This window comes from Thermus amyloliquefaciens (assembly GCF_000744885.1).
Classification (GTDB): Bacteria; Deinococcota; Deinococci; order Deinococcales; family Thermaceae; genus Thermus; species Thermus amyloliquefaciens.
In genome coordinates, this window is the sequence record NZ_JQMV01000003.1 from 216,739 (window position 1) to 229,622 (window position 12,884).

12 protein-coding genes and 1 pseudogene are annotated in these 12,884 nt (G+C 69.6%); 7 read left to right on the forward strand and 6 right to left on the reverse strand.

The annotated features are described in order from the left end of the window. Positions 1–2 precede the first annotated feature (2 nt). Positions 3–1,058, reverse strand: a complete 1,056-nt coding sequence (locus tag BS74_RS01545) for a mechanosensitive ion channel family protein (protein ID WP_038055429.1) — start codon at positions 1,056–1,058, stop codon at positions 3–5. Between the two features lie 32 nt (positions 1,059–1,090). Between BS74_RS01545 and hemQ the strand changes: the two genes are divergently transcribed. Both hemQ and BS74_RS01555 read left to right on the forward strand, forming a co-directional pair. Continuing rightward, the gene (gene hemQ, locus BS74_RS01550; RefSeq protein ID WP_038055431.1) at positions 1,091–1,843 is read left to right on the forward strand and encodes a hydrogen peroxide-dependent heme synthase; all 753 of its coding nucleotides are present in this window, start codon (positions 1,091–1,093) and stop codon (positions 1,841–1,843) included. Further along, positions 1,840–2,328: a chlorite dismutase family protein gene (locus tag BS74_RS01555; RefSeq protein ID WP_038055434.1), complete on the forward strand. Its 489-nt coding sequence runs from the start codon at positions 1,840–1,842 to the stop codon at positions 2,326–2,328. The genes hemQ and BS74_RS01555 overlap by 4 nt, the downstream gene beginning before the upstream one ends. A gap of 24 nt (positions 2,329–2,352) precedes the next feature. On the opposite strand, the gene BS74_RS01560 is transcribed toward BS74_RS01555, so the two are convergent. Genes BS74_RS01560 through BS74_RS01570 form a run of 3 tightly spaced genes read right to left on the reverse strand, consistent with a single transcriptional unit; the run spans position 2,353 to position 4,250 of the window. Next, positions 2,353–2,967 (reverse strand): PepSY-associated TM helix domain-containing protein, encoded by a 615-nt coding sequence (locus tag BS74_RS01560; RefSeq protein WP_038055436.1) that lies wholly within the window; start codon positions 2,965–2,967, stop codon positions 2,353–2,355. Next, positions 2,945–3,484, reverse strand: a complete 540-nt coding sequence (locus BS74_RS01565; protein WP_038055438.1) for a DUF2271 domain-containing protein — start codon at positions 3,482–3,484, stop codon at positions 2,945–2,947. The genes BS74_RS01560 and BS74_RS01565 overlap by 23 nt, the downstream gene beginning before the upstream one ends. Continuing rightward, complete coding sequence (locus BS74_RS01570; protein ID WP_038055440.1) at positions 3,447–4,250, reverse strand: FAD:protein FMN transferase; 804 nt, start codon at positions 4,248–4,250, stop codon at positions 3,447–3,449. The genes BS74_RS01565 and BS74_RS01570 overlap by 38 nt, the downstream gene beginning before the upstream one ends. Before the next feature lie 86 nt (positions 4,251–4,336). Here BS74_RS01570 and BS74_RS01575 point away from each other — a divergent pair, with 86 nt between their 5' ends. Next, positions 4,337–4,996: a response regulator transcription factor gene (locus tag BS74_RS01575; RefSeq protein ID WP_038055443.1), complete on the forward strand. Its 660-nt coding sequence runs from the start codon at positions 4,337–4,339 to the stop codon at positions 4,994–4,996. Beyond that, a complete protein-coding gene (locus BS74_RS01580) occupies positions 4,986–6,206 on the forward strand; it encodes a sensor histidine kinase (protein WP_038055445.1) in 1,221 nt (406 codons plus the stop codon). The genes BS74_RS01575 and BS74_RS01580 overlap by 11 nt, the downstream gene beginning before the upstream one ends. Here the strand turns inward: BS74_RS01580 and ruvA are convergent. Beyond that, complete coding sequence (ruvA, locus tag BS74_RS01585; RefSeq protein WP_038055448.1) at positions 6,178–6,750, reverse strand: Holliday junction branch migration protein RuvA; 573 nt, start codon at positions 6,748–6,750, stop codon at positions 6,178–6,180. The two genes, BS74_RS01580 and ruvA, sit on opposite strands and share 29 nt — an antisense overlap. Next, positions 6,747–7,511 carry an enoyl-CoA hydratase/isomerase family protein gene (locus BS74_RS01590; RefSeq protein WP_038058730.1) on the reverse strand — a complete coding sequence of 255 codons (765 nt, stop codon included), beginning with the start codon at positions 7,509–7,511 and terminating at the stop codon, positions 6,747–6,749. Before BS74_RS01590 ends, ruvA begins: the two co-directional genes overlap by 4 nt. Before the next feature lie 85 nt (positions 7,512–7,596). Between BS74_RS01590 and BS74_RS01595 the strand changes: the two genes are divergently transcribed. The 3 genes and pseudogenes from BS74_RS01595 (at position 7,597) to lpdA (ending at position 12,881) form a co-directional block, all read left to right on the forward strand. Next, positions 7,597–10,296, forward strand: coding sequence for a 2-oxoglutarate dehydrogenase E1 component (locus tag BS74_RS01595; RefSeq protein ID WP_038055450.1), 2,700 nt, complete (start codon positions 7,597–7,599; stop codon positions 10,294–10,296). A gap of 11 nt (positions 10,297–10,307) precedes the next feature. Next, positions 10,308–11,506: pseudogene (gene odhB / locus BS74_RS01600) on the forward strand (2-oxoglutarate dehydrogenase complex dihydrolipoyllysine-residue succinyltransferase). A 1-nt stretch (position 11,507) separates the two neighbouring features. Further along, positions 11,508–12,881: a dihydrolipoyl dehydrogenase gene (gene lpdA, locus BS74_RS01605; RefSeq protein WP_038055452.1), complete on the forward strand. Its 1,374-nt coding sequence runs from the start codon at positions 11,508–11,510 to the stop codon at positions 12,879–12,881. Positions 12,882–12,884: the final 3 nt, after the last annotated feature.

Here is a 12,884-nt window from a genome sequence, read left to right on the forward strand (position 1 = left end):
CCTTACGCTCCCCCTTCCAGCTTAAGGGGTTCGCCGAAGTAGAGCTTCTGGTGGGGGTAGGGGATCTCGATCCCCTCCCGGTCCAGGCGGTTTTTTATGCGGCGGCGGAACTCCCGGGCCACCGCCCACTGCTGGGCGGGCTTGGTGTTGAAGAGGACCCGGATCAGCACGGCGCTTTGCCCCAGGTCCTGCACCCCCAGGACCTCCGGGGCCTCCGTGAACCGCTCCCGCCACTCCGGGTCCCTGTAGAAGCGCTCCACCTCGTCGCGGAAGACGGCCAGCACCCGGTCCAGATCCTCCTTGTAGGCCACCCCCACGTCCACCACCGCCCGGCTCCACTCCTGGGTGAGGACCGTCACCTGGCGCACCTCGGAGTTGGGGAGGAAGTGGACCCGGCCTTCCAGGTCCCGGAGGACGGTAAGGCGCAGGTTGAAGCGCTCCACCTGCCCCCCCACCCCGTTGATGAGCACGATATCCCCCACCCCGTACTGGTCCTCCAGGAGGATGAAGAAGCCGTTGATGAAGTCCCGGATCAGGTTCTGGGCGGCGAAGCTCACCGCCAGGCCCACCACCCCGGCCCCCGCCAGGAGGGCGGTGACGTTGAAGCCCAGGTTGGAAAGGAGGAAAAGCCCGCCCAGGGTGAGGATGGCCATCTTCAGCACCGAGTCGGCCACCGCCCTCAGGGTTTTGCGGCGCACCGCCTCCCGGGTGAGCTCCCCTTCGGGCTCGGGGAGGCGGGCAAGGAGGAGGGGGATGAGGCGGTAGCCCAAAAAGGTGAGGCCCACCACCGCCAAAACCGCCAGGCCCCGGCTTCCCAGCCACTGGGTGAGGGCCCTGCCCCAGGTGGCCAGGGGTTCTAGGGGCCAGGCCAGGGCGTGGGCCAGGTAGCTTAGGGCCAGGAGGGCCACCACCCCCCACCAGAGGAGGCCCAGGGCCTGGAAGAAGCGGTCGTCCCGCTCCGTGGGGGTGAGGCGCCCCAGGGCGTTCAGGGCCTTGGCGCCGTAGCGGCCCAGGAGCCAGGCCAGGAGAAGGGCAAGGGCTACGTGTAGGGCCACCATGCCGGGAGTATATCCCCGGGTATATTGGGGGCATGGGAGGTTACATTCCCGAGCCCACCTTCACCCTCGAGGGCTGGCACATCCTCCACGACTTCCGCCGCTTGGACTATCCCGCTTGGTTTGCCGCTTCCCCCGAGGAGCGCCAGGCGGCCTGGGCGGAGCTGAGGGAGGTCCTGAAGGGGTGGGAGGAGGTGGAGGCGGAGGGCAGGGGGTCCTTTGGCGTGTACCAGGTGGTCACCCCCAAGGCCGACCTCCTCTTCTTAAACCTGCGGGAGAGCCTGGACGCCCTTTTGGAGGTGGAGGCCAGGCTCAACAAGAGCCTGTTCGTCCGCTACCTAAGCCCTGCCTACGGGTTTTACTCCGTGGTGGAGCTGGGAAGCCAGACCGGGCCCCTGGACCCCGAGGCGCCTTACATCAAGCCCCGCCTCACCCCCCGGGTGCCCAAGGGGGGGTATGTCTGCTTCTACCCCATGAACAAAAGGCGGCAGGGGCAGGACAACTGGTACCTGCTTCCCGCCCGGGAGCGGGCCGAGCTCATGAAGGCCCACGGGGAGACGGGGAGGAAGTACCAGGGCAAGGTCCTGCAGGTGATCAGCGGGGCCCAGGGCCTGGACGACTGGGAGTGGGGGGTGGACCTCTTCAGCGAGGACCCCATCCAGTTCAAAAAGATCGTCTACGAGATGCGCTTTGACGAGGTCTCCGCCCGCTTTGGCGAGTTCGGGCCCTTCTACGTGGGCAAGTACCTGGGGGAGGAGGCCTTGGGCCGCCTCCTGGGGGTGCTATGAGGCTTTGGGCCTTCAGCCTCTTCCGGGTTCTGCCGGAGTTCCGCCGCCTCGAGGCCGAGGGGCAGGAGCACCTGAAGGAGGAGTTCGCCCTCCTCCTAAGCCGCTGGCAGGCCAGGGAGGGTTTTTTGGCGGTCCACAGCCTGGTGGGGTTTTCCGCGGAGGCCGACTTCCTCCTGTGGCAGGGGGTGGAGGACCCTAGGGCCCTCCAGGCCTTCCGCCGGGAGCTCCACCGCACCCGGCTCATGGGCTACCTGGAGCCCGTGGCCCTTTACCTGGACCGGGGGGAGGGGGAGCCGGGGGAGGGGTTTTTGGCCCTCCTCCCCTACGGCCTGGAGGGGGCCTTGCCCGGGGGCGTGCGGGCCTTCCGGGGGGAGAACCTCCTGGCCTTGGAAGGCCCGTGGGAGGTCCTCTTTCCCCTCACCCTGCGGGAAGGGGGCCACCTGGCGGTGCGCCGCACCCCCAGGGAGCTTTTGGACGAGCTCTGATCCTGCCCCCGTGGGGGAGCTTCCCTAGAGGCTTGCCCAGAGGGCAACCCCCCCGAAAAGGAGAAGGCCCAGGGCCAGGGTGAGGAGGGCCGCCCGCCGGGTCTTGCGCAGGAGAAGGCCCAGGAGGAGCCCGGTGAGGCTCACCAGGGCCAGGAAGAGGGCGGAGGCGTCCAGGACCCACCTCCAGGCCCCGGGGGTGTCCCGGCCCTTGTGCAGGTCGTTCAAGGCGGCCACCAGGCCCGCCTCCGTGAGGGTCAGGGTGTAGGCCCCGGTCTTGGGCTCCACTTGGGCATCGGCCCCGTAGCCGGGGGCGCGGAAGGAAAGCCATACCGTTCCTCCGCTTTCCCCGTGTTCCGCCACCCGGCCCCGCAGGCCCAGGGCCCGGAGGTCCTCCGCCAGGCGGAGCCAGTCCACCGCCTCCCCCTGCAGGTAGGGGGCCCCGGGAAGGGTGCCCGATGCCTTTCGCACCTCTCCCGCCCCAAACCACTCCGGGTGGTTCAGGGTGAGGCCGGTGAGGGCGAAGAAGAGGAGGGAGAGGAGGGCCAGCATGGAGAGGTAGAGGTGGAGGGTCCGGGCCCAGGCGTAGAGCCGGGCCCGCAGGAGGCCCACCCCACCCCTAGGCCTTCCGGCCGTAATCAAGGACCACCTCCTTGAGCTCCCCCTGGAGGGGGTAGGCCCTTTGGAAGGGCTTGTCCCCGATCTCCACCCTTTCGCGGAAGAGCTCGTAGGGGCCGTGCTCCCGGGCGTACTCCACGCACACGTGGTAGGCCCCCTGGACCACCGGCTTTCCCCTTTCGTCCCGCCCGTCCCAGGCCACGGCGTACCGGCCCGGGGGACGGGTGGGGCCGGAGAGGGTGCGCATCCTCTCCAGGTCGGAAAGGCCAAAGTACCGCCTGAGTGAGTTCCACCAGCGCTCCCCCTTTCCCGGCATGAGGAAAAGCCCCAAGGTGCGGACGAGGTTGCCCCTTTCGTCCTCCACGTAGACGGCCACATAGGGGGCCCGGTAGCGGAACCCTCCGCCCTCGTAGGCGAAGCTCACCCGGAGCTCCATCCCCTGGGGCCAGGGCTTCCCTTGCCCCCGGGCCAGGCCCAAGGCTAAGGCCCCGCCCATTACCCGTCTAAAGAAGCTTCGCCGGCTGTAGTAGCGTTTGAGCATCCCTTCCTCCTTCTGGGCCGGACACGGGGCCTTCCGGGGTGAAGAGGACCCCCCTGGCCCCGAAGGCCGCCAGCAGGGGAAACCCTTCCCTTCCCAGAACGAAAAGCGCCTTGGCCAGGCCGTCCGCCAGGGCGGCGGAGGGGCCTAGGACCGTGGCCTGGAGGCCGGGGGCGGGCCGCTTGGTGCGGGGGTCTAGGAGGTGGGGGCCCTTATGCCGCAGGCCGCTGGTGGCCACCCCGCCTTCCCCCAGGGGGAGGACCAGGGCGGGCGGGGCGTTGTCCGGGCCCAGGGGGTTTTCCACCGCCACCTCTGCCCGCCCCGGCCCCTTGCGGGCCAGGTCGCCGCCCAGGTTCACCAGGGCCGCCCTGGCCCCCGCCCTAAGGGCGGCCTCCGCCGCCCGGTCGGCGATGTAGCCCTTGGCCAGGCCGTCCAGGTCCAAGGGGGCCAGGACCTCCACCTCCTCTCCCCGGAAGCGCAGGGCCTCCCCCCCGTGCCGGGGGGCGGGGTGGAAGGCCCCCCCCGTGGCCTCCTGGAGCCTTGCGGCCAGGGCCAGCACCTCCCGCATCTCGGGGCTTGGCCGGCCGCCCCCTTGGCGCACCAGGCGGGTGAGCTCGCTCTCCCGGTGGCGGCTGAAGACCGCCTCCAGGCGCTCCACCTCCGCCAGGACTGCCCGGAAGGCCCTGCCCGCCCGCCAGGGTGCGGCCAGGATCTGGACCTCCAGGAAGCTTCCCAAGACCCCTTCCCACCTGGCCCCGTACCGGCCCATGCCCTAGAGGGTAGGGGCCGGCGGTTAGGCGGGGGTTAGGGCTTGGGCATAACCCTGGTCTAACCCGCAGGCGGCATACTAAAGCCGTGCAGGTGCTCCTGTTGGAGGACGAGCCCCGCCTGGGCCGGGCGGTGGAGGGGGCGCTTTTGGCCCAGGGGTACGGGGTGCGCTGGGCCCAGGGTCTGGAGGAGGCCCGGGGGATTTTCTTGGAGTTGGAGCCGGACCTCATGGTCTTGGATGTGCGCCTGCCTGAGGACCCCGACGGGGGCTTCCGCTTTGCGGAGGAGGTCCGGGGGGCGGGCTACCGGGGGCCCATCCTCTTCCTCACGGCCCGGGACGCCCTGGAGGATAGGGTCCTGGGCCTGGACCTGGGCGGGGACGATTACCTGGTGAAGCCCTTCCACCTGGAGGAGCTTTTGGCCCGGGTGCGGGCCCTTTTGCGCCGGGGGGCGGAGCTCAAGGCCAGCCGGGTGCGCCTGGGGCCTTTGGAGGTGGACCTGGCGGGGCGGGCGGTCTTCCAGGAGGGGCGGCGGGTGGACCTCTCCTTGAAGGAGTTTGCCCTCCTGGAGGCTTTTGTCCTCCACCCGGGCCGGGTCTTTGCCCCGGAGGAGCTGGCGGAGAAGGTCTTTGGGGACGGGGAAAAGGTGGGGGCGGTGAAGGTCTACGTGCACTACCTGCGGCAGAAGCTCCACCCCGGGGTGGTGCGCACCGTGCCCGGGGGGTACCGTTTTGGCCATGAGCCTTAGGGCCCGCCTGGCCCTTTTCCTGGCCCTTTCCATAGGGCTTGCCCTCCTCTTCCAGGGGGGCTTGAGCTACCTGGCCTTCCGGCGCCTCCTCGAGGCGGACCTGGACCGCTCCCTCCGCTTCTACGTGGAGGCCCTCGCCGAGGGCAGGAGGCCCCCAAGGGGGGAGTTCGCCTTCCGGCTCGTGCAGGGCGAGGCGGTGCACAAAAGCGAGAACTTCCCCGACCTTCCCAGGCTTTCCCCAGGGGCTTACTGGCGGGGAGGGTGGCGGGTTTTGGTCCTCGAGGTGCCGGGGGGTACCCTCAGCGTGGCCCGGTACGACCCGGGGGCGGCGGGGGCCTTGGCGCGCTTCCGCTTGGCCCTTTTGGCAAGCGGGGCCCTCCTTACCCTCTTGGCGGTGCTCTTGGCCTCGAGGCTGGCCGGGGCCGCCTTGGCCCCCCTTTCCCGCCTCACGGAGGTGGCCCGGCGGGTGGCGGACTCCGGGGACCTCTCCCACCGGGTGGACCCGGGAGGGGGCGGGGAGCTCCAGGCCCTGGCGGAGAGCTTCAACCACATGTTGGAGCGGCTTGAGGCCTTTTTGGAGAGGGAGCGCCGCTTTACCCGGGATGCCGCCCACGAGCTAAGAACCCCAGTGGCCGCCGCCTTGGCCCAAGTGGAAGGCGCAGAAGCGGGCTACCTACCCAAGGAGGAGGCCCTCCAGGCGGCCAAGGAGGAGCTTCTGCGCATGAAGCGCCTGGTGGAGGCCCTTTTGGTCCTGGCCCGGGAGGGGCGGGTGGAGAGGATTCCCCTGGACCTGGCCCAGCTGGCCCGCCAGGAGGCCGAGGCCTTCGGGGTGCCCTACCGGGGCCCGGAAAGCCTTCCCTTTCTGGGGGATCCCCTCCTCCTGGCCCAGGCCCTGGGGAACCTGTTGCGGAATGCCTTTGTGCACGGGGAGGGGAAGGGGGTGGAGGTGGGGCTAGGGGTGGAAGGGGAGGAGGCGGTTTTGGAGGTGCAGGACCAGGGGCCGGGGATGCCCGAGGAGGCCTTGAAGGAGGCGGGAAGGCCCTTTTTCCGGGCCTCGAGGAAGCCCGGGGAGGGGCTTGGCCTCTCCGTGGCCAAGAAGGTGGCCGAGGCCCACGGGGGGCGGCTGGAGCTTCAGCCCAACCGCCCTTCCGGCCTCCTCGCCCGCCTCCGGCTTCCCCTCCCTAGCGAAGCCGCTTCAGGGCCTCCTTGATCAGCTCCTGGGCCTTGGCCTTGGGGTTCTTGGCCAGGAGGTCTAGGACCACCGCCCGGGCCTGGCCTTCCCGGAAGCCCAGGGCGGCCAGGGCCAAGACCGCCTCCTCCGCCGCCTCCCCCGCCGCCGCTTCCCCCACCAGCTGGGCGGGCACCTTCCCCTTGAGTTCCAAGGCGATGCGCTCGGCCAGCTTCCGTCCCACCCCGCTCGCCGAGGTGAGGAGCCTCAGGTCCCCCTCCGCCAGGGCCCGGGCCAGGAGCTTAGGCCCCAGGGCGGAGAGGAGGGCGAGGGCCACCTTGGGCCCCACCCCGCTCACGGAGAGGAGGAGCTCAAAGAGGGCCAGGCTTTCCTCGTCGGGGAAGCCGTAGAGGAAAAGCCCGTCCTCCCGGAGTTGGAGGTGGGTGTAGGCCTCGGCCTCCTGCCCCTCCTGGAGGGTTTGCAGGAAGGTCAGGGGGGCTTGCAGGAGGAAGCCCACCCCTCCCACCCCGAGGAGGAAGCGGTCCTCCTCCTTGCGCAACACGGTGCCCTTCAGGTAGCGGATCATCGGCCCTGGAAGCGGGGCGGGCGTTTTTCCCTAAAGGCCTTTACCCCCTCCTCATGGTCCTGGGTGCGGCCCGCCTCCCCCTGCAGGATGGCCTCGAGGGCCAAGGCCTCCGTGAGGGAAAGCCGGAAGCTCTCCAGGAGGAGCTTCCGGGTGAGGGCGTAGGCCCGGGTGGGCCCTTGGGCGAGCTCCTTGGCCAGCGCCAGGGCCTCCTCCAAAAGCCTTTCCCCCGGCACCACCCGGTGCACCAGCCCCAGGGCCAGGGCCTCCTCCGCGGAAAGCCTGGGGGAGAGGAGGAGGAGTTCCTGGGCCTTGGCGAGGCCCACCAGGCGGGGCAGGAGGAAGCTCATGCCCGAGTCCGGCACCAGGCCGATGCGCACGAAGGCGGTGGCGAAGGTGGCCTCCTGGGCGGCCAGGCGCAGGTCCCCCCAAAGCGCCAGGCTCATCCCCGCCCCCGCCGCCGCCCCGTTCACCGCCACCACCAGGGGCTTCTCCAGGGCGCTCATGGCCTCCACCACCCGGTTGTAGCGGCGGAGGTGGGCCTCGTAGTCGGGCTTTTTCTCGCCGAACTCCCCCAGGTCCTGCCCGGCGGAGAAGGCCCGGCCCGCCCCCGTGAGGAGGAGGGCCCGGACCCCGGGGTCTTCCTGGGCCTCCTTTAGGGCCCGGTGGAGTTCCTCCAGCAGGGCTCCGGTGATGGCGTTCAGCTTTTCCGGCCGGTTCAGGGTGAGGAGCAGGACCCCCTCGTGCCTTTCCTTCAGGACCATGGCCCCATTGTAAGGGTTTGGGCACCTACACCGCCTTTTGGTGTAGCGTAGATGAAGGGGGTATACCGCCCCCTTGGGAGGCAGGATGGAGCTCACGCTGGAAAGCCAAGGCTACCTGGAGGCCCTCTACCGGGCCTATCTGGAGGATCCCTTCTCCTTGCCGGAAGAGTGGCGCCGCTACTTTTCCGCCCTCACCCTGGAGACTTCCCGACGAGAGCCCCTCGAGGACGGCCGAAGAGCCACCCCCGCTCCCCTGGCGGAGGCGGTGGACCTCGCCTTCCTGCTCAAGGTGGAGCGCTTGCTCCAGGCCTACCGGGAGCTGGGCCACCTGGCGGCCCGGATCGACCCCTTGGGAAGGGAACGGCCCAGGCCCAAGGAGCTTTCCCTGGAGGCCCACGGCCTCACCCCCAAGGACCTGGAGAAGCCCCTGCCCCCCCTCTTCGGGGCCCCCACCCTGGGTGCCCTCCTGGAGGGGTTGGAGCGGACCTACCTGGGCCCCGTGGGCTTTGAGGTGGCCCACGTGGAGCCCGAGGAGCGCGCCTGGCTTCTTTCCCGCATAGAAGCCCCTTGGGAAAGGCCCCCCAAGGAGGTGCGCCGCCGCATGCTGGAGCACCTCATGCAGGCGAGCCTCTTTGAGGCCTTCCTGCAGCGGAAGTACCTGGGGGCCAAGACCTTCAGCCTCGAGGGCCTGGAGAGCCTGGTCCCCCTTCTCCTCTTGGCGGTGGAGGAGGCCGCCCGGCTGGGGGTGAGGGAGGTGGTTTTGGGCATGGCCCACCGCGGGCGGCTCAACGTCCTGGCCAACGTGGTGGGCAAGCCCTTTGAGCGCATCTTCCGCGAGTTTGAGGAGATCTTCCCCGAGGGGTACTCCGGGGACGTGAAGTACCACCTGGGCTTTTCCAACGACCTGGCCACCCCCCACGGCCAGGTGCACGTCTCCCTCAACTTCAACCCCAGCCACCTGGAGTTCGTGAACCCCGTGACCCTGGGGAGGCTTCGCGCCAAGCAGGACCGCTTCGGGGACCGGGAGCGGAAGAGGGGCCTGGCCCTTTTGGTCCACGGGGACTCGGCCTTCATCGGCGAGGGGATCGTGCAGGAGACCCTCAACCTCTCCCGCCTTCCCGGCTACCGGGTGGGGGGAACCCTCCACGTGGTGGCCAACAACCAGCTGGGCTTCACCACCAACCCGGAGGAGTACACCTCCTGCCGCTACCCCACGGACATCGCCAAGATGGTGGGGGCCCCCGTCTTCCACGTGAACGCCGAGGCGTTGGACGAGCTTTGGTTCGTCCTGCGCCTGGCCCTGGCGTACCGCCAGCGCTACGGCAAGGACGTGGTGATTGACCTGGTGGGCTACCGCCGCCGGGGGCACAACGAGACGGACGAGCCCACCTTCACCCAGGCCCCCATGTACGCCCTCATCGCCAAGCGCCCCGAGCCCTGGAAGGTGTATGGGGAGAGGCTTCTTGCCGAGGGGGTGGTGGCGGAGGGGGAGGTGAAGGCCTGGGAGGAGGCCTATTTGGCCAGGCTGGAAAGCGAGTTTGCCCGGGTCAAGGCGGAGCCGGGCCCCGTGGTGCCCCACGGGCTTTCCGGCCTCTGGCAGGGGTATGTGGGGGGGCCCGATGCCTCGGTGCCCGAGGTGGACACCGGGGTGCCCCGGGAGGTGCTAAAGGGGCTTCTCCTTCGCTTGAGCACCGTGCCCGAGGGCTTCGTGGTGCACCCCAAGCTGAAGCGCTTCCTGGAGGCCAGGAGGGAGATGGCCGAGGAAGCCCGCCCCCTGGACTGGGCCGCCGCCGAGGCCTTGGCCTTTGCCTCCTTGGCGGTGGAGGGGCATCGGGTGCGCCTCACGGGCCAAGACGCCCTAAGGGGCACCTTCACCCAGCGCCACGCCGCCCTCTACGACTACCAGACGGGGAGGCCCTACCTCCCCCTGCAGCACCTGGCGGAGGGGCAGGCGGAGGTGGAGATCCACAACTCCCCCCTCTCCGAGGCCGGGGTCCTGGGCTTTGAGTACGGCTACAGCCTGGACTACCCCGAGGGGCTCATCCTCTGGGAGGCCCAGTTCGGGGACTTCGTCAACGTGGCCCAGGTCTACATCGACCAGTTCCTGGCCAGCGCCGAGGCCAAGTGGAACCGGCTTTCCGGCCTGGTCCTCCTCCTGCCCCACGGCCTCGAGGGCCAGGGGCCCGAGCACTCCTCGGCGAGGCTGGAGCGCTTCTTGCAGCTTGGGGCCCAGGACAACCTGCAGGTGGCCTACCCCACCACCCCCGCCCAGTTCTTCCACCTCCTGCGCCGCCAGGTGAAGCGCAAAATCCGCAAGCCCCTCGTGGTCATGACCCCCAAGAGCCTCCTCCGCCACCCGGAGGTGGTCTCCCCCCTGGAGGAGCTCGCCCAGGGGCGCTTCCAGAAGGTGATCCCCGAGCGGGTGAAGGGGGCCCGGAAGGTCCTCCTCACCTCGGGCAAGGTCTACTACGACCTCCTGCAGAAGCGCCGGGAGCTGGGGGCGGAGGATGTGGCCATCCTAAGGCTGGAACTCCTCTACCCCTTCCCCGAGGCGGACCTGAAGGAGGCCCTGAGCCCCTACCCCAAGAAGACCCCCGTGGTCTACGTCCAGGAGGAGCCCGTGAACCAGGGGGCCTGGTGGTACCTCTCCGCCCGCTTCTGCGGGGAGATCTACGGCCACCCCTTCCGCGTGGTGGCCCGGCCCGAGTCCCCAAGCCCCGCGGTGGGTTCCTCCAAGGTGCACAAGGAAGAACAGGGAAAACTGCTTGAGGAAGCCTTTAAGTGAGGAGGTAGACGGTGCAGGAACTGAAAGTGCCCTCCGTGGGCGAGTCCATCGTGGAAGTGGAGATCGGCGCCTGGTTGAAGAAGGAAGGGGAGGGCTTTGCCCAGGACGAACCCCTGGTGGAGCTCATCACCGACAAGGCCACCCTGGAGCTCCCCGCCCCCTTTGCGGGCACCCTGGCCAAGATCCTAAAGCGCACCGGGGAAACCGCCAGGGTGGGGGAGGCCATCGCCCTCTTGGAGGCGGGGGCCCAGGCCGCCGCCCAAGCCCCCCAGGCCCCAGCCGAGGCCGCGCCGCCGGAGCCGCCCCTGGCCATGCCCGCGGCGGAGCGCCTCCTGCGGGAGGCCGGGGTGGCCCCTGAGGAGGTCCAGGGCACGGGCCTGGGCGGGCGCATCCTCAAGGAGGACGTGCTCCGCCACCTGGAGGCCCAGGTGCCCCCTCCTCCCGCCCCCACGCCCCCTACCCCTGCCCCCACGCCTGCCCCGGTGGCCCAGCCCCCGCCGACCGCCCCTGGCGGGTGAGCGAGGCGGTGCCCATGAGCCCCTTGCGCCGCCGCATCGCGGAGAGGCTCCTTTTGGCCCGGCAGACCACCGCCATGCTCACCACCTTTAACGAGGCGGACATGTCCCAGGTGATCGCCCTCAGGAAGGAGCTGGGGGAGGCCTTCCAGAAGAAGCATGGGGTGAAGCTGGGCTTCATGAGCTTCTTCGTGAAGGCGGTGGTCCAGGCCCTGAAGGAGATCCCCGAGCTGAACGCCGAGATCCGGGACAACGTCATCGTTTACCACCGCTACTACGACATCGGGGTGGCCGTGGGGGGTGGGGAGGGCCTCGTGGTCCCGGTCCTGCGGGATGCCGACCGGCTTTCCTTCGCCGAGATCGAGCGCCAGATCGCCGACTTCGCCGAAAGGGCCCGGAGCAAAAAGCTCAAGCCCGAGGAGCTCATGGGGGGTACCTTCACCATCACCAACGGCGGGGTCTACGGCTCCCTGAACTCCACCCCCCTCCTCAACCCGCCCCAGGTGGGCATCCTGGGCATGCACGCCATCCAGGAACGCCCCGTGGCCCGGGACGGCCAGGTGGTGATAAGGCCCATGATGTACCTGGCCCTCTCCTACGACCACCGCATCGTGGACGGGCGGGAGGCGGTCACCTTCCTGAGGCGGGTCAAGGAGCTGGTGGAAAACCCGGTGCGTCTCCTGCTGGAGGTCTAGCGTGTACACCTACGACCTTTTGGTGATCGGGGCAGGGCCTGGGGGATACGTGGCCGCCATCCGCGCCGCCCAGCTGGGGATGCGGGTGGGGGTGGTGGAGAAGGAAAAGGCCCTGGGGGGCACCTGCCTGCGGGTGGGGTGCATCCCCTCCAAGGCGCTTTTGGAGACCACGGAGCGCATCTACGAGGTCCGAAAGGGCCTCATCGGGGCCAAGGTGGAGGGCCTAACCCTGGACCTCCCCGCCCTCATGGCCCACAAGGACAAGGTGGTCGGGGCCAACACCCAGGGGATTGAGTTCCTCTTCAAGAAAAACGGCATCGCCCGCCACCAGGGCACGGCCCGCTTCCTCTCCGAGCGCAAGGTCTTGGTGGAGGAGACGGGGGAGGAGCTTTCCGCCCGCTTTATCCTCATCGCCACGGGAAGCGCCCCCCTCATCCCCCCCTGGGCGGAGGTGGACGGAAAGCGGGTGGTCACCTCCACCGAGGCCCTAAGCTTCCCCGAGGTCCCGGAAAGGCTCATCGTGGTGGGGGGCGGGGTGATCGGGCTGGAGCTTGGGGTGGTCTGGCACCGCCTGGGGGCCGAGGTCATCGTCCTGGAATACCTGGACCGCATCCTCCCCACCATGGACGCCGAGCTCTCCCGGGCGGCGGAAAAGGTCTTCCGGAAGGAGGGCCTGGGGATCCGCACCGGGGTCAGGGTGCTCTCGGTGCGCCCCCAAGGCAAGGGGGCCCGGGTGGAGCTTGAGGGGGGGGAGGTCCTCGAGGCGGACCGGGTGCTCCTTGCGGTGGGCCGCAGGCCCTACACGGAAGGCTTGGGCTTGGAAAACGCTGGGCTTGCCACCGACGAGCGGGGCCGCATCCCCGTGGACGAGCACCTCCGCACCCGGGTGCCCCACATCTACGCCATCGGGGACGTGGTCCGGGGCCCCATGCTGGCCCACAAGGCGAGCGAGGAAGGCATCGCCGCGGTGGAGCACATGGCGAGGGGCTTCGGCCACGTGGACTATTTGGCCATCCCCAGCGTGGTCTACACCCACCCCGAGGTGGCGGGGGTGGGGTACACGGAGGAGGAGCTGAAAGCCCAGGGCATCCCCTACAAGGTGGGCAAGTTCCCCTACTCAGCCTCGGGCCGCGCCCGGGCCATGGGGGAGACCGAGGGGTTCGTCAAGGTTCTGGCCCATGCCAGGACCGACCGCATCCTGGGGGTCCACGGGATCGGGGCCCGGGTGGGGGACGTTTTGGCCGAGGCCGCCCTGGCCCTCTTCTTCAAGGCCAGCGCCGAGGACCTGGGCCGGGCCCCCCACGCCCACCCCTCCCTCTCGGAGATCCTCAAGGAGGCCGCCTTGGCGGCTTGGGAGAAGCCCGTTCACCTTTAGGGC

Bases quoted from the DNA above. Each gene is read 5' to 3' on its own strand.
- hemQ (WP_038055431.1), top strand. From the start codon at position 1,091: ATGGGAGGTTACATTCCCGAGCCCACCTTCACCCTCGAGGGCTGGCAC.
- BS74_RS01580 (WP_038055445.1), top strand. From the start codon at position 4,986: ATGAGCCTTAGGGCCCGCCTGGCCCTTTTCCTGGCCCTTTCCATAGGG.
- ruvA (WP_038055448.1), bottom strand. From the start codon at position 6,750: ATGATCCGCTACCTGAAGGGCACCGTGTTGCGCAAGGAGGAGGACCGC.
- BS74_RS01555 (WP_038055434.1), top strand. From the start codon at position 1,840: ATGAGGCTTTGGGCCTTCAGCCTCTTCCGGGTTCTGCCGGAGTTCCGC.
- BS74_RS01565 (WP_038055438.1), bottom strand. From the start codon at position 3,484: ATGCTCAAACGCTACTACAGCCGGCGAAGCTTCTTTAGACGGGTAATG.
- BS74_RS01590 (WP_038058730.1), bottom strand. From the start codon at position 7,511: ATGGTCCTGAAGGAAAGGCACGAGGGGGTCCTGCTCCTCACCCTGAAC.
- BS74_RS01595 (WP_038055450.1), top strand. From the start codon at position 7,597: ATGGAGCTCACGCTGGAAAGCCAAGGCTACCTGGAGGCCCTCTACCGG.
- BS74_RS01570 (WP_038055440.1), bottom strand. From the start codon at position 4,250: ATGGGCCGGTACGGGGCCAGGTGGGAAGGGGTCTTGGGAAGCTTCCTG.
- BS74_RS01545 (WP_038055429.1), bottom strand. From the start codon at position 1,058: ATGGTGGCCCTACACGTAGCCCTTGCCCTTCTCCTGGCCTGGCTCCTG.